Below are 15,030 nucleotides of genomic sequence, written 5' to 3'. Positions count from 1 at the left end.
CCATCGTCCGCCGACGCGTGTCGCTCATAGCGGCGGACTGTGGGCACAATTGGCTTTGGCGTCTTGGAACGCTCAACGGATGGGGAGGCAGGGACGACGGTGGCGGAACGGAGCACGGCTGCCGTCGACGTGGCAGACAACAGTGGCGACGAGCCGCTGACCGCACAAGCGGACCAGTCCACGGCCGACGGGGAGGCCCAGAACCGGGAGCGGGACACGGAAAGCTCGGCGAGCGAAGAGGCACAGGGGAGCGGCGGTACCGAGGTCCCGTCGAAGACGACACCGCCCGAACTGCACAGCGGTCACAAGCTCGCCAGGCGCTACCGCCTCGAAGAGTGCGTCACCCGTCTGGACGGTTTCAGCAGTTGGCGTGCCGTGGACGAGAAACTGCGTCGCGCGGTCGGCGTGCATGTGCTGCCCGCCGATCACGTACGCGCGCGTTCCGTGCTGGCGGCGGCCCGCTCCTCCGCGTTGCTGGGCGACCCCCGCTTCGTCCAGGTGCTGGACGCGGTCGAGGAGAACGACCTCGTGTACGTGGTGCACGAATGGCTGCCCGACGCCACGGAACTGACGACGCTGCTGGCGTCGGGTCCGCTGGAACCACATGACGCCTACCAGATGGTCACGCAGATCTCCCACGCCATGGCCGCCGCGCACCGGGAGGGCCTGTCGCATCTGCGGCTCAACCCGAGTGCGGTGCTGCGTTCCGCCTCCGGCCAGTGGCGCATTCGTGGTCTCGCGGTGAACGCCGCGCTGCGAGGCATCAGCTCGGACACCCCGCAGCGCACCGACACGGAGGCGATCGGTGCGCTGCTGTACGCGGCGCTCACCCAGCGCTGGCCGTACGAGAACGACGCGCATGGCCTCTCCGGGCTCCCCAAGGGCGTCGGTCTCATCGCGCCCGATCAGGTCCGAGCGGGCGTCCACCGAGGGCTGTCGGAGTTGTCCATGCGGGCGCTCGTCAACGACGGTGCCACCGCCTCCCGTCATGAGTCCCCGTGCACGACGCCGGAGGAGTTGGTGAAGGCGATCGGTGAGATGCCCCGCATCCGCCCGCCGGAGCCCACGTTCACCGCGCCGCCGGACTACCAGCACACGACGTACCAGCAGGGCACGTACGGCCGTCAGTCCCCCCATGCCGGCATCACGCAGCCCCTGCCGACCCCGCCGCCCCCGCTGCAGAGCCGCACCGGCAAGGCCCTCAAGTGGGCCGTCTCGGCCCTGCTGATCGCCGCACTCGGTCTCGGCAGCTGGCAGCTGGCCGACGCGCTCATGGGCAAGGGAGGCCAGTCCGGCGAGCCGGACACGAGCCAGACAACCGACGGCAACGACAAGGGCAGCGACAAGGCCAAGCCCATCACGGCGCTCAGCATCAAGGGCGCCGCGGAGTACTACCCGGACGGGAAGCCTCAGCACGCGGACGACGTGGATCTGACGTACGACAACAGCTCGTCGACGTACTGGAGGACCTACTCCTTCAACGACGGCCCCACGCTGGCTCCCTTCAAGCAGGGCGTCGGCATCGTCTACGACCTGGGCTCGGCCAAGGACGTGTCTGCGGCCTCGATAGGGCTCTACTACTCCGGGGACCACACCACGGCCACGCTGTACGCGGCCGACTCCCTGTCGTCCTCCGCCCCCCTCAGCTCCATGACGAAGATCGCTACCAACAGGACGAACGCCACGGACCTGAAGATCTCTGCCAAGAAGCCGGTGAAGACCCGGTACGTTCTCGTCTGGCTCACCGATGTGCCGAAGGGCGCCGGTGACCAGTTCAGTGGCGCCGGATACAAGCAGGCGATCACCGACGTGAAGTTCATGGGCTGAGAGCTCGTCGAAGGAGGGGGGTCCGGTGGCGCACAGCGCCGATCACAGCGGGGTGAGCGATCAGGATCTCCTGGCACGCCATGTCGAGGGCGACCCCGACGCCTTCAGCGAGCTCGTACGGCGGCACCGGGACCGCCTGTGGGCGGTGGCGCTGCGGACCCTGGGCGACCGCGAGGAAGCCGCCGACGCCGTCCAGGACGCCCTGGTGTCCGCCTACCGGGCCGCCCACACCTTCCGTGGCCAGTCGGCCGTCACGACCTGGCTGCACCGCATCACGGTGAACGCCTGCCTGGATCGTGCCCGCAAAGCGGCGTCCCGCAAGACGTCGCCCGTCGACGACACCGAGCGCCTGGAGCAGCTCCTGGAGCCGCACGAATCGGCATCCGCTCCTGCCGAGCGCAACGATCTGCACCGCCAGCTGCTGGAGGCTCTGGGCACCCTCCCGAAGGATCAGCGGGCGGCGCTCGTCCTGGTGGACATGCAGGGCTATCCGGTGGCGGAGGCCGCCCGCATCCTCGATGTGCCGACCGGCACGGTGAAGAGCCGCTGCGCCCGTGGCAGAGCCAGACTTCTGCCGCTCCTGACCCATCTCCGAGCGGAGGGTGAGGGGGAGGGCGGCAAAAAGTCGGGGCGCGGAAGGAACCGGACGCAGGGGACATCCGTCCCACCCGCAGCGGAAGCACATGATGCAGGGCCAAGCGATTCAGCGGCTGTGAAGGGCGGAGGTGGGCGGGCGTGACATCCACGACCGACACGGCCGGGCACCCGGAGGTCGCGGAGATCTCCGACCTCAGTGAGGGTCTTCTGCCTCCTTCCCGCACCGCGGATGTCCGCCGGCACCTGGACGAATGCCCGCTCTGCTCCGACGTCTACGCATCGCTGGAAGAGATCCGCGATCTGCTCGGTACCTTGCCAGGGCCTCCGCGTATGCCCGACGACGTAGCGGGACGGATCGACGCCGCCCTGGCCGCCGAGGCTCTGCTGAACGCCACGGCAACCGAGAGCGAGACGGCCGAAGAGCGAGCCGATGTCTCCCGCCCCGCTGAGCGCGAAGACGGCACGCATGTTTCACGTGAAACATCGCCTGCCGTGGATCGCCCTGCCGGTCATCCACGCGCGTCCACCGGCCCGGGTCGGACGAGTCAGAAGCGGCGCAGCCGTCGCAGGACGGCCATCGGTGCCGTCCTCGCGATCGCGGTCCTGGGCTTCGGCGGCGTTCTCGTCCAGTCGCTCGGCGAGAACGACGATCCCCCGAACTCCGCTACCGCCGCGTTCTCCGGCGTCAAGCTGGAGAAGCGGGTCGAAGACCTCCTGAGCAAGACGGAAAGCGGCGGCCGGCCCGAGAAGGATCACTTCGGGACTGCGGCGTCCCCGGACGAGCGCACGAAGACGTTCTTCGTAACTGACGTGCCCGACTGCATCGCGAAGGGCATCGGAGACACCACAGGTGCGATCGCTTCCGAGCTGGGTACCTACCGGGGAACTGACGCGTACCTCGTGCTGCTGCCCGACCGCTCCGACGACGCACGCGTCACCGCATACATCGTCGACGCCTCGTGCCTGGAGAAGGCTTCCGAACCTGCCGGCGACGTTCTCCTGAAGCGTTCCTACTCCCGTCCTTGAGGACTGTCTCCCCCGCTGTGCCACCTCCGGCGAGCCCGCGGCCGGGACGCGCCTCCGTGTGCCCGGACACACCGGGAATGCGCGCCCCTTAGGATCCGTTGGGTGGGGTGAGAGTTTCGAGAGCAGCTCCCACCGGCAGTACGCAGCAGTCTCCAGAGACGAGGAATCAAGCCGTGAGCGACGTCCGTAACGTGATCATCATCGGCTCCGGGCCCGCCGGCTACACGGCGGCGCTCTACACCGCGCGCGCGTCGCTGAAGCCGCTGGTGTTCGAGGGCGCCGTCACCGCAGGCGGTGCGCTGATGAACACCACCGATGTGGAGAACTTCCCCGGCTTCCGGGACGGCATCATGGGCCCCGACCTCATGGACAACATGCGGGCCCAGGCCGAGCGCTTCGGTGCCGAGCTCGTCCCGGACGACATCGTCGACGTCGACCTGAGCGGCGAGATCAAGACCGTCACGGACACCGCGGGCACGGTGCACCGCGCCAAGGCCGTCATCGTCACCACGGGCTCCCAGCACCGCAAGCTCGGGCTCCCCAACGAGGACGCGCTCTCCGGTCGTGGTGTTTCCTGGTGCGCCACCTGTGACGGCTTCTTCTTCAAGGACCAGGACATCGCCGTGATCGGTGGCGGTGACACCGCCATGGAGGAGGCCACCTTCCTCTCACGGTTCGCCAAGTCCGTGACCATCGTCCACCGCCGGGACACCCTGCGTGCCTCCAAGGCAATGCAGGAGCGTGCGTTCGCCGACCCGAAGATCTCCTTCGTGTGGGACAGCGAGGTGGCCGAGATCCAGGGCGACCAGAAGCTCGCCGGTCTGAAGCTGCGCAACCTCAAGACGGGCGAGACGTCCGAGCTGCCGGTGACGGGCCTGTTCATCGCCATCGGACACGACCCGCGCACGGAACTGTTCAAGGGACAGCTCGACCTGGACGACGAGGGCTACCTGAAGGTGGCTTCTCCGTCGACCCGTACGAACCTCACCGGTGTCTTCGGCGCCGGTGACGTCGTCGACCACACGTACCGCCAGGCGATCACCGCCGCCGGTACCGGCTGCTCCGCCGCCCTCGACGCCGAGCGCTTCCTCGCCGCCCTCGCCGACGGCGACCAGGCCGCCGAGCCCGAGAAGACCACCGTCTGACCCCCGTCCGCCCCACCGCACCAACCAGTTAGGAGCCCTCAGTGGCCGGCACTCTGAAGAACGTGACCGACGACTCCTTCGAGCAGGACGTCCTCAAGAACGACAAGCCCGTCCTGGTGGACTTCTGGGCCGCCTGGTGCGGTCCGTGCCGCCAGATCGCGCCGTCCCTCGAAGCGATCGCCCAGGAGTACGGCGACAAGATCGAGATCGTCAAGCTCAACATCGACGAGAACCCCGGCACTGCTGCCAAGTACGGCGTCATGTCCATCCCGACGCTGAATGTCTACCAGGGTGGCGAGGTCGCCAAGACCATCGTCGGCGCCAAGCCCAAGGCGGCGATCGTGCGGGACCTCGAGGACTTCATCTCCGAGTGATGTTTCACGTGAAACACGAAAGGGCCGACCCAGGAGGGTCGGCCCTTTCTCATTAGAGGGGTCGCAGCACCGGTTCCTTCTGGACGGCGCCCAGGAGCCGGTCCAGCGCCAGCTCGACGTCTTCCTTCCAGGAGAGCGTCGTCCGCAGCTCCAGTCTCAGTCGGGGATGAGTGGGGTGGGGCCGCACCGTCTTGAAGCCCACGGCCGTCAGATGGTCGGCGGGAAGCACACACGCCGGTTCCTTCCAACGGGCATCCCCGAAGGCCTCGATCGCCTTGAAGCCTCGTCTCAGTAGGTCCTTGGCGACCGTCTGGACCATCACGCGGCCCAGCCCTTGGCCCTGGTAACCCTGCATGATGAAAGCCGTCATCAGCTGGACGGCGTCAGGGGAGACCGGGCTCGTGGGAAACGCGGTCGAGCGGGGGACATAAGCCGGAGGCGCATACAGCACGAAGCCCACCGGTACCTCGTCCACGTAGACGACCCGACCGCAGGATCCCCAGTCAAGCAGGACGGCTGAGATCCACGCTTCCTTCTCAAGGGCGGGAGTGCCCGCCTTTACCGCGGCTTCGCCGCTGACTGGGTCCAACTCCCAGAAGACACACGAGCGACACCGCTTGGGAAGGTCCTGAAGGTTGTCCAGCGTGAGCGGTACGAGCCGACGGCCCATAAAGGCTGTTCCTCGCTTCCTTCGCCCGCAGCGTCGCGAGCGGCTGTCAGAGCGCTCCGCTCCCTGAGCAGACTGCCGACGAATCCGCCGACGGCCCCCAGTCCCAGGCCTGCGGTCACCAGTCCGGAACGGCTCACGGTTCGCATGGCCCGCCTCTCCATAAAGATCCGCCAGGTCGATGCGCCATACCCGAACGCATCGTATCGACGATGCGATTGCCTAGATACCGCCTCAAAGCAAAGAGCGGGCTGTGTCCGGTATACATCGGACACAGCCCGCTCATGCGGTCGACGAGCCGAAGCCCGTGGCACGAACCGGGGGGTCAGGCTTCCGACTCCTCCGACGCATCGTCCAGGAGGCTCTTCTGGAGAGCGAGCTTCTCGCCGGGAGCGAGCGTGCTCAGGATCCGCTCAAGGTCCTCCGTGGAGGCGAACTCCACGGTGATCTTGCCCTTCTTCTGCCCCAGATCAATCTTCACGCGCGTCTCAAAGCGATCCGACAGTCGGGTCGCGAGCTCGCCCAGCGCCGGGGACGGTACGGAGCCGGCCCGCGGGCCCTTGGACCGTGCCGCGCTCTTCGGACGCGATCCCATGAGGGTGACGATCTCTTCGACCGCCCGCACCGAGAGTCCCTCGGCCACGATCCGGTGAGCCAGCTTGTCCTGCTCCTCCGAGTCCTCGACGGAGAGCAGCGCGCGTGCGTGCCCGGCCGAGAGAACACCGGCTGCCACACGGCGCTGAACCGCCGCGGAAAGCTTCAGAAGGCGCAGGGTGTTGGAGACCTGCGGGCGCGAGCGACCGATGCGGTCCGCCAGCTGGTCATGCGTGCAGTTGAAGTCCTTGAGCAGCTGGTCGTACGCGAAGGCTTCTTCCAGCGGGTTCAGCTGCGCACGGTGCAGGTTCTCCAGAAGCGCGTCCAGCAGCAGCTTCTCGTCGTCCGTCGCCCGTACGATCGCCGGGATCGCGTCGAGCTCGGCCTCATGACAGGCACGCCAACGCCGCTCACCCATGATGAGTTCGTAGCGGCCCTGGCCCACCTGCCGTACGACGATGGGCTGGAGAAGGCCGACCTCCTTGATGGAGGTGACGAGTTCCTGGAGAAGATCCTCGTCGAACACCTCGCGCGGCTGGCGCGGGTTCGGGGTGATCGAGTCGAGAGGAAGCTCAGCGAAGTAGGCGCCGACCGGTGCTGCCGGCAGTTCGACTGCGGTGCTGGGCGACAACTCCTCTGTTTCACGTGAAACAGAGGGGAGCGTGGCCAGCTTCGAGGCTGCCACCCCACGTTCGGGAACGAAAACAGATGCAGCTGGTGGCGTAGCGGCGGGCGCAGCGGCGGCCGGAGCCTCCTTCTCGCCCGTCGCGGCCGCTGGGATCAGTGCGGCGAGACCACGGCCCAACCCCCTCCGTCGATCACTCACTGGATCCCCTCCACCACACTCGGATTGTTCTGAGCACCGATGTGAGCGTGCGTCGGGTCGTACCCGACGCCCACGCCCTTCAGTGCGATTTCTCGTGCCGCCTCAAGGTAGGAGAGGGCACCGCTCGATCCTGGATCGTAAGTCAGCACCGTCTGCCCATAGCTCGGCGCCTCGGAGATACGGACGGAGCGGGGAATGCTCGTCCGCAGCACCTCTTCACCGAAGTGGGTGCGCACCTCGTCGGCGACCTGGGACGCCAGGCGGGTCCGTCCGTCGTACATGGTGAGCAGGATGGTCGACACATGGAGGACGGGGTTGAGGTGCCCCCGTACCAGGTCGACGTTGCGGAGCAGCTGACCGAGGCCCTCCAGCGCGTAGTACTCGCACTGGATCGGGATGAGGACTTCCTGGCCGGCCACCAATGCGTTCACCGTCAGGAGACCGAGCGAGGGCGGACAGTCGATGAGGATGTAGTCCAGGGGCTGCTCGTACGCCTGGATGGCTCGCTGCAGTCGGCTCTCTCGTGCCACCAGCGACACCAGCTCGATCTCCGCACCGGCGAGATCGATCGTGGCGGGGGCGCAGAAGAGGCCTTCCACATCGGGAACGGGCTGGACGACCTCCGACAGCGGCTTGCTGTCGATCAGCACGTCGTAGATGGACGGCACCTCGGCGTGATGGTCGATCCCCAGCGCGGTGGACGCGTTGCCCTGGGGGTCCAGATCGACCACGAGGACACGGGCGCCGTGCAGAGCCAGCGACGCGGCGAGGTTGACCGTCGTTGTGGTCTTTCCGACGCCGCCCTTCTGGTTGGCGACGACCATGACTCGGGTCTGTTCGGGCCGCGGCAATCCCTCACCGGCCCGGCCCAGAGCCTCTACCGCCAGTTGGGCAGCACGACCGATGGGAGTGTCGTCCATCGGGGGCGGTGTTTCACGTGAAACATCCTCCCCCATCGACTCGGTACGGGGACCGGGGACCGGATCGGTCATCGGTCCCGCGATGTTGGCGTCGGACCGCAAGGATTCACTCTCCTCGACTTCAGGCTCGCAATGAACAGAGCCTCCCATGTCTTCGGGGTCGTGAACCAGTGAGGCCTGGTGTTCTGTGGAGAATTCCACCTCTGTGGAAAACTCCGTTACCTCTCCGAGTGACCCGAGAGGCTTCCGGTCGCGCGGTTCGGCCGCGGCGCGGCCACGACTGATGATGCCGTGCAGCAGTGAGCGACGTTTCACGTGAAACACGATGCCCAGCGGCACAGGCCAGGCTTGCGCGACACTCCGAGATGCGTAGGTTTGGAAGCTTGTGTGGAGTACGACTCGTCGTCAGGACGGATCAACGAACGTCCAGATCAGTGCCTAGCGGCGACGCCGTACCCGACCTGACCGAGCCGCCTTCGCCCGCTTGGCGGCGAAGCGCACTCCTCCGGGGCTCTCCCCGACCTCCACCCGGACCACCGTGGACAGCGGATCGACCACGCCCTCACCCACATGATGGATGGAAGTCTCCACCGCGCCGAGCTTGCTCAGGGCGGTGGCGGCGCTCTTCAGCTCCTCTTCCGCGGTGTCGCCCTTGAGCGCCAGCATCTCCCCGTACGGGCGGAGTAGCGGGATACCCCAGCCGGCCAGGCGGTCCAACGGTGCCACCGCTCGTGCCGTCACCACGTGGACGGGCTGCAGCGTCCCCAGGACTTCCTCGGCCCGGCCACGAACGACGGTCACATGGTCGAGGCCCAGGAGCTCGACCACCTCGGTCAGGAAGTTCGTGCGCCGCAGCAGAGGCTCCAGCAGCGTGATCTTCAGATCGTTCCGGACGAGGGCCAGCGGAATACCAGGCAGCCCGGCACCGGAGCCGACATCGCACACCGTCACCCCCTCGGGCACGACCTCGGAGAGCACCGCACAGTTCAGCAGGTGCCTCTCCCACAGACGGGGTACCTCCCGCGGGCCGATGAGCCCGCGCTGTACTCCCGCCTCAGCCAGGAGCTCGGCGTATCGGACCGCATCCGCGTAGCGATCACCGAATACGTCGCGCGCCTGCTCGGGCGCAGGGGGGAGCTCCGCTGCCTCCGTCACGGGGACCGTCCTTCCGTACCGCAAGAGCGCACTGGGCGCTGACACCAGAACAACAGGCTGACAAAGTTCGGCCCCGCCTGCAGGCAGACGGGGCCGGAGAAGCGTTGGTACCGAGTCAGGCAGGCAGGACGACGACGAAGCGCTGCGGCTCCTCGCCCTCGGACTCGCTACGCAGACCGGCGGACTTGACCGCGTCGTGCACGACCTTGCGCTCGAAGGGCGTCATCGGCTGCAGCTTCACGGGCTCGCCCGTGCTCTTGGCCTCGGCCGCCGCCTTGGCACCCAGCTCGGAGAGCTCGGCGCGCTTCTTGGCCCGGTACCCGGCGATGTCCAGCATCAGACGGCTACGGTCACCGGTCTCGCGGTGCACGGCCAGGCGCGTGAGCTCCTGGAGCGCCTCAAGCACCTCGCCCTCGCGGCCGACGAGCTTGCTCAGATCACGGCTACCGGAGTCGCTGATGATCGAGACAGAGGCACGGTCGGCCTCGACGTCCATGTCGATGTCACCGTCGAGGTCGGCGATGTCCAGCAGACCTTCCAGGTAGTCCGCCGCGATCTCACCCTCCTGCTCCAGGCGGGTCAGGGTGTCGCCACCCTCGGAGGCTGCGGAGGTGGTGCCTTCCGTCACGGGATGGACTCCTTCTTACTTCTTGGACGGGGACTTGGGGCGCTGCTGACCCTTGCGCTGACCGGACTGAGCCTTGCTGCGGCCGCCGGCACCGGGCTTGGGCGCGGCTTTCTTGGCAGCGGCCGCCGGCTTGGCGTCCTCCGGCTCGTCCGACTTGGTCAGCGACGTGGGCTCGGTCTTCGGATCGGTGTCGTCGGTGGTCTTCGCGCCACCGGACTGACGCTGCGACTTGGTCTGGCGCTTGGGCTGCTGGCGCTTCGGGGTCGCCGACGTGCCGTCCTCGGCGGTGGCGACCGGGACCTCGCTCTTGATCACGGTGCCGTCGCTCTGGGCCGCGAGGCCCTCCTTGCCCAGGCCGGTGATGAACTTCCGCTCGTACTCGTTGCGGTCACGGCCCTTGACGACGATCGCCTTGACGATGGCGCGCTCACGGCGGTTGCGGGTCTTGCCGTGCCGCGCGACGTGCTTGAAGAGGCGCTCCAGGTAGGCCGCCTGGGCCTTGGAACCCGGGGTCGGGTTGTTGTGGATGACGTACATCTGCTGGCCCATGGTCCACACGTTGGTGGTCAGCCAGTAGACGAGGACACCGACCGGGAAGTTGATGCCGAAGACAGCGAACATGATCGGGAAGATGTACATCAGCATCTTCTGCTGCTGCATGAACGGCGTCTTCACCGTGGTGTCGACGTTCTTCGTCATCAGCTGACGCTGCGTGTAGAACTGCGACGCCGACATCAGGACGATCATGATCGCGGTGACGATCCGGACCGTGGTGATAGAGGCGTCGAGTGCGGCCGCCTCGGCAGCGGAGTCCGTGAAGGTCGCGGCCAGGGGCGCACCGAAGATGTGCGCCTTCTGCGCGCTCTCCAACAGGCTCTCGTTGATGACACCGATGGTGTCGTTGTTCGCGATGCTGTTGAGCACGTGGTACAGGGCGAAGAAGAACGGTGACTGCGCCAGGATGGGAAGGCACGAGGAGAGCGGGTTGGTGCCCGTCTCCTTGTACAGCTTCATCATCTCTTCGGACTGACGCTGTTTGTCGTTCTTGTAGCGCTCCTGGATCTTCTTCATCTCGGGCTGCAACGTCTGCATCGCCCGGGTCGCCTTGATCTGCTTCACGAAGAGCGGGATCAGGCAGATACGGATCAGGATCACCAAGGACACGATGGACAGGCCCCAGGCCCACCCGGTGTCAGCGCCGAAGAGGGCGCCGTACACCTTGTGGAACTGGACGATGACCCAGGAGACAGGTGTCGTGATGAAGCTGAAGAGGCTGGCAATCGTGTCCACTAATCATGCTCCTTGGGCATGGGACGGGGTCTCTGCGGCCGGGCCCGAGGAGACGTGCCCCTCGGTGGCCAGTTCGGCGGCGGAGGTCCCGCCCTTGCGTGCACGCCAGGCGCCACGCAACATCTCGTGCCACCGTGGGCGCTTGCGCGGCGGGACATGATCCACACCGCCGAGCGACCACGGATTGCATCGCAGGATGCGCCAGGCGGTGAGTGCCGTTCCCTTGATCGCACCGTGCCGGTCGATGGCCGTGAAGCCGTAGTGGGAGCACGACGGGTAGTACTTGCACACCGGCCCGAGCAGCGGACTGATCGTCCACTGGTACAGCTTGATCAGCGCCAGCAGCGGGTACTTCATCGTGCGCCCCCTCCCAGCAGCCGCCCTATGGCGGCATCCAGGTCTTGGGCCAGTTGTACGTGGTCGGCGTCACCCGCTCCGGGCAGCGCTCGTACGACTACCAGGCTACCGGGGGGAAACAGGGCGACTCGATCGCGCATCAGATGGCGAAGCCTGCGCTTCACCTTGTTGCGCACAACCGAACCACCGACGGCCTTGCTCACGACGAAACCCGCACGCGTCGGGGGAGCGCTCTCCCCAGGCGCGTGCGGGTCCGTGGCACCGCTACGTAGGTGAACGACGAGGAGAGGGCGTCCGGCCCGGCGTCCTCGTCGTACCGCGGTCGCGAAGTCCTCGCGCCGCCTCAGCCGATGCTCGGTAGGCAGCACGACGTCATGACCTGATCAGGATCAGGCGGACAGGCTGGCGCGACCCTTGCTGCGGCGGTTCGCGAGAATCGCGCGGCCGGCACGGGTACGCATCCGCAGGCGGAAGCCGTGGGTCTTCGCGCGACGACGGTTGTTCGGCTGGAAGGTGCGCTTGCTCACTCGGGGGCTCCAGAAAGAAATCGGTGTTTGCGGGTGCCGTCCTGGCTGTCACCGTGCGCCCACGAGTAGCTCGTATCAACGCCCGAGTGCACCGCTGTCCGATCACCTGACGTGACCTGTGCCCATCGGAGGCAGGCGGCAGCAGCCATCGACAACTCGACCTGGTTACGGTACGCGCGGCTACGCCATCCGGTCAAACCAGCGGCCACGGGGAGACACTATCCACAGGCTGGGGACAACAACTTGAACCGCACCGGTCGCCGTGACTACCGTGCTGAACTCCGATTCGTTCCCTTTGCTTTGGCTGCTGGGCCCCGACCCGCCCACCAGCACCTCGTTCCGAGTGCCCCACCCGAGTTCCAAACCGACCTGTCCCAGAACCACACGTTCGTGGGACCTGTGAGAGAGCGTGCCCTGTGGCTGACGTACCTGCCGATCTTGCCGCAGTGTGGCCACGCGTACTGGAAAAGCTTCTGGGTGAGGGCCAGGGCCAGGGCGTCGAGGTGAAGGACGAGCGCTGGATCAAGCGCTGCCAGCCGCTCGCCCTGGTCGCGGACACGGCACTTCTCGCCGTACCCAACGAGTTCGCGAAGGGCGTACTCGAGGGCCGTCTCGCGCCGATCGTCAGCGAGACGCTGAGCCGGGAGTGCGGCCGCCCGATCCGGATCGCGATCACCGTCGACAGCTCCGTCGGCGAGCAGCCGCTCCCACCGCTCCAGCACCGCTTCGAGGAGCCCGAGCTCCCCTCCGTTCCGGCCCAGAACCGCGAGTCCTACGACAGCAGGGACTCGTACGACAGCCAGGGGCGCGAGACGCGCGGCGGGTACGAGACGCAGAACTCGTACGAGAATCCGAGCGGGTACGACAGCCAGGGACGCGATCCTTACGAGGGGTACGGCCGCCACCGGGCCACCGACCGTGGACCGGGGCGCGGCGACCAGCCGGGTGGCGGCCCCGGCGACCTGCTGCCGCCCCCGCGCTCGGACCAGCAGTCCGTCGGCCGCTCGGACCAGTTGCCGACCGCGCGTCCCGCGTATCCGTCCGAGTACCAGCGGCCCGAGCCGGGCGCCTGGCCTCGGCCGTCGCAGGACGACTACGGCTGGCAGCAGCAGAGGCTCGGTTTCCCGGAGCGGGACCCCTACGCTTCGCCGTCGTCGGACTACCGCTCGCAGTCGACGGACAGGCGTCCGTACGACCCGCGCCCCGACTACGACCGGACCGGCGCCGACTCCGACTACCCGCGACCGGACCGGCGAGAGCTCCCCGACCCGCCGCCGGGTTCGGGACATGTGCACCGGGGCGGTCCGGCCAGCAGTGCGCCCGGCCCCCTGGCGGCGCAGCCCGCACCGGCCCCCGGCCCGGGTGAGCCGACGGCACGCCTGAACCCGAAGTACCTCTTCGACACCTTCGTCATCGGCGCCTCGAACCGCTTCGCGCACGCGGCCGCGGTGGCCGTCGCCGAGGCGCCGGCCAAGGCGTACAACCCCCTTTTCATCTATGGGGAGTCGGGCCTCGGCAAGACGCACCTGCTGCACGCGATCGGGCACTACGCGCGCAGCCTCTACCCGGGCACGCGCGTGCGATATGTGAGCTCGGAGGAGTTCACCAACGAGTTCATCAACTCCATCCGCGACGGCAAGGGCGACAGCTTCCGCAAGCGGTACCGCGAGATGGACATCCTGCTCGTGGACGACATCCAGTTCCTGGCGGACAAGGAGTCGACGCAGGAGGAGTTCTTCCACACCTTCAACACGCTCCACAACGCGAACAAGCAGATCGTGCTCTCCAGCGACCGGCCGCCGAAGCAGCTGGTGACCCTGGAGGACCGACTGCGGAACCGTTTCGAGTGGGGCCTGATCACCGACGTCCAGCCGCCCGAGCTGGAGACGCGGATCGCGATCCTCCGAAAGAAGGCGGTCCAGGAGCAGCTCAACGCCCCGCCGGAGGTGCTGGAGTTCATCGCCTCCCGTATCTCGCGCAACATCCGCGAGTTGGAGGGCGCGCTGATCCGGGTGACGGCGTTCGCGTCGCTCAACCGGCAGCCGGTCGATCTCGGGCTGACCGAGATCGTCCTCAAGGACCTGATCCCGGGCGGCGAGAACGCGTCCCCGGAGATCACCGCCACCGCGATCATGGGCGCCACGGCCGACTACTTCGGGCTCACGGTGGAGGACCTGTGCGGCACCTCGCGCGGCCGCGCCCTCGTCACCGCCCGCCAGATCGCGATGTATCTGTGCCGTGAGCTGACCGATCTGTCGCTACCCAAGATCGGCGCGCAGTTCGGCAACCGGGACCACACCACCGTCATGCACGCCGATCGCAAGATCCGCGCGCTCATGGCCGAGCGCCGGTCCATCTACAACCAGGTGACGGAGCTGACGAACCGCATCAAGAACGGCTGACGACAGAGCCGGCGAGACAGCCGACCACGATGCGGCCGATCCCGACACAGCCGTCGACGACACGGCTGCCGGACCGCGGTCAGAACGCCGTCGTACGTCGCTGAGGGCGCCCCGGGACGAGTTCCCGAGGGCGCCCTCAGCCTTTCTCGGCGGCTTCCACGCGTCTCGTCGACGGGTGCCGGTCGGCTCCGAGGCGGCCCAGGCCGTCGCCGTCCCGTCATCAGGTGTTCGATTACCTGCGGCGTCACGGCCTTCCTCCACAGATTCGGGGACTTTCTGCCGTCCACACCCTGGGGACCGGGAAGTTATACAGATCGTGTCCACAGGGCGGGCTGTCGAGAGATCATCGGGCCAGGTCACCCCCCTGTGGATCCGTGGACGAAAGATCTCCACAGACTGTGGACGAAGCGGTGATCCACAGACTGTGGACGGAGTTGTCCACCGACGACCCACAGGCTGTGGCCGGTTGTCCCCAGTGACCGTCGGCTTCTCCACATGCCTGTCCACTGTTCGGCAAGCCCACGCGTCTCCTCACCGTGTCGAGTGAAAGGCGTCACACGAAGTTGCCTGGTTGGGCTGTGGGAAAGACGGGTAAACCTGGGGACGCCGCTGGGGAGAAGTGCCCCGGGGCTGTGCACGGTGTGTGCAGAACTTTCCGTTCTCCACAGAGACCCCCGGTTGTCCACCGCCTCCGC

General features: G+C 67.3%; 15 protein-coding genes. 6 read left to right on the top strand and 9 right to left on the bottom strand.

The annotated features are described in order from the left end of the window. Positions 1 to 99 precede the first annotated feature (99 nt). The 5 genes from ACZ9QC_RS21210 (at position 100) to trxA (ending at position 4,969) form a co-directional block, all read left to right on the top strand. Complete coding sequence (locus ACZ9QC_RS21210) at positions 100 to 1,827, top strand: protein kinase family protein (protein ID WP_472921571.1); 1,728 nt, start codon at positions 100 to 102, stop codon at positions 1,825 to 1,827. A 25-nt stretch (positions 1,828 to 1,852) separates the two neighbouring features. Continuing rightward, entirely contained in the window at positions 1,853 to 2,566 is a 714-nt protein-coding gene (gene sigM / locus ACZ9QC_RS21205; RefSeq protein WP_184906368.1) for an RNA polymerase sigma factor SigM, read from the top strand. Next, positions 2,563 to 3,450: an anti-sigma factor family protein gene (locus ACZ9QC_RS21200; RefSeq protein ID WP_472921570.1), complete on the top strand. Its 888-nt coding sequence runs from the start codon at positions 2,563 to 2,565 to the stop codon at positions 3,448 to 3,450. Before sigM ends, ACZ9QC_RS21200 begins: the two co-directional genes overlap by 4 nt. A 173-nt stretch (positions 3,451 to 3,623) precedes the next feature. Further along, positions 3,624 to 4,595, top strand: coding sequence for a thioredoxin-disulfide reductase (gene trxB, locus ACZ9QC_RS21195; RefSeq protein ID WP_472921569.1), 972 nt, complete (start codon positions 3,624 to 3,626; stop codon positions 4,593 to 4,595). A 41-nt stretch (positions 4,596 to 4,636) separates the two neighbouring features. After that, positions 4,637 to 4,969: a thioredoxin gene (gene trxA, locus ACZ9QC_RS21190; protein WP_184906362.1), complete on the top strand. Its 333-nt coding sequence runs from the start codon at positions 4,637 to 4,639 to the stop codon at positions 4,967 to 4,969. A 52-nt stretch (positions 4,970 to 5,021) separates the two neighbouring features. Here trxA and ACZ9QC_RS21185 read toward each other — a convergent pair whose 3' ends face one another. The 9 genes from ACZ9QC_RS21185 to rpmH all read right to left on the bottom strand — a co-directional run bounded on the left by ACZ9QC_RS21185 (position 5,022) and on the right by rpmH (position 11,933). Continuing rightward, on the bottom strand, positions 5,022 to 5,639 hold the full coding sequence (locus ACZ9QC_RS21185; protein WP_472921568.1) for a GNAT family N-acetyltransferase: 618 nt from the start codon (positions 5,637 to 5,639) through the stop codon (positions 5,022 to 5,024). 322 nt (positions 5,640 to 5,961) lie between these two features. Next, the gene (locus ACZ9QC_RS21180) at positions 5,962 to 7,056 is read right to left on the bottom strand and encodes a ParB/RepB/Spo0J family partition protein (RefSeq protein ID WP_472921567.1); all 1,095 of its coding nucleotides are present in this window, start codon (positions 7,054 to 7,056) and stop codon (positions 5,962 to 5,964) included. Then, the gene (locus ACZ9QC_RS21175; RefSeq protein WP_078853556.1) at positions 7,053 to 8,126 is read right to left on the bottom strand and encodes a ParA family protein; all 1,074 of its coding nucleotides are present in this window, start codon (positions 8,124 to 8,126) and stop codon (positions 7,053 to 7,055) included. Before ACZ9QC_RS21175 ends, ACZ9QC_RS21180 begins: the two co-directional genes overlap by 4 nt. Before the next feature lie 288 nt (positions 8,127 to 8,414). Continuing rightward, positions 8,415 to 9,131 carry a 16S rRNA (guanine(527)-N(7))-methyltransferase RsmG gene (gene rsmG / locus ACZ9QC_RS21170; protein ID WP_215456960.1) on the bottom strand — a complete coding sequence of 239 codons (717 nt, stop codon included), beginning with the start codon at positions 9,129 to 9,131 and terminating at the stop codon, positions 8,415 to 8,417. A gap of 115 nt (positions 9,132 to 9,246) precedes the next feature. Next, the gene (locus ACZ9QC_RS21165; RefSeq protein WP_319103533.1) at positions 9,247 to 9,759 is read right to left on the bottom strand and encodes a Jag family protein; all 513 of its coding nucleotides are present in this window, start codon (positions 9,757 to 9,759) and stop codon (positions 9,247 to 9,249) included. 15 nt (positions 9,760 to 9,774) lie between these two features. Further along, entirely contained in the window at positions 9,775 to 11,049 is a 1,275-nt protein-coding gene (gene yidC, locus ACZ9QC_RS21160; RefSeq protein WP_472921566.1) for a membrane protein insertase YidC, read from the bottom strand. Positions 11,050 to 11,052: 3 nt separating this feature from the next. Then, entirely contained in the window at positions 11,053 to 11,406 is a 354-nt protein-coding gene (gene yidD / locus ACZ9QC_RS21155; RefSeq protein ID WP_472921565.1) for a membrane protein insertion efficiency factor YidD, read from the bottom strand. Then, complete coding sequence (gene rnpA, locus ACZ9QC_RS21150; protein WP_078853524.1) at positions 11,403 to 11,774, bottom strand: ribonuclease P protein component; 372 nt, start codon at positions 11,772 to 11,774, stop codon at positions 11,403 to 11,405. Before rnpA ends, yidD begins: the two co-directional genes overlap by 4 nt. 21 nt (positions 11,775 to 11,795) lie before the next feature. Further along, on the bottom strand, positions 11,796 to 11,933 hold the full coding sequence (gene rpmH, locus ACZ9QC_RS21145) for a 50S ribosomal protein L34 (RefSeq protein ID WP_005482975.1): 138 nt from the start codon (positions 11,931 to 11,933) through the stop codon (positions 11,796 to 11,798). 416 nt (positions 11,934 to 12,349) lie between these two features. Here rpmH and dnaA point away from each other — a divergent pair, with 416 nt between their 5' ends. Then, the gene (dnaA, locus tag ACZ9QC_RS21140; RefSeq protein WP_472921564.1) at positions 12,350 to 14,335 is read left to right on the top strand and encodes a chromosomal replication initiator protein DnaA; all 1,986 of its coding nucleotides are present in this window, start codon (positions 12,350 to 12,352) and stop codon (positions 14,333 to 14,335) included. Positions 14,336 to 15,030: the final 695 nt, after the last annotated feature.

The sequence above is a fragment of the Streptomyces sp. HUAS MS02 genome, from assembly GCF_055702265.1.
The sequence above is the reverse complement of the archived record's forward strand: the minus strand, read 5'-3'. Positions and strand labels throughout refer to the sequence as shown.

What these genes read in the sequence shown, in the direction of transcription:
- ACZ9QC_RS21185 (WP_472921568.1), bottom strand. Translation starts at nt 5,639, where the DNA reads ATGGGCCGTCGGCTCGTACCGCTCACGCTGGACAACCTTCAGGACCTT.
- ACZ9QC_RS21175 (WP_078853556.1), bottom strand. Translation starts at nt 8,126, where the DNA reads ATGGGAGGCTCTGTTCATTGCGAGCCTGAAGTCGAGGAGAGTGAATCC.
- yidD (WP_472921565.1), bottom strand. Translation starts at nt 11,406, where the DNA reads ATGAAGTACCCGCTGCTGGCGCTGATCAAGCTGTACCAGTGGACGATC.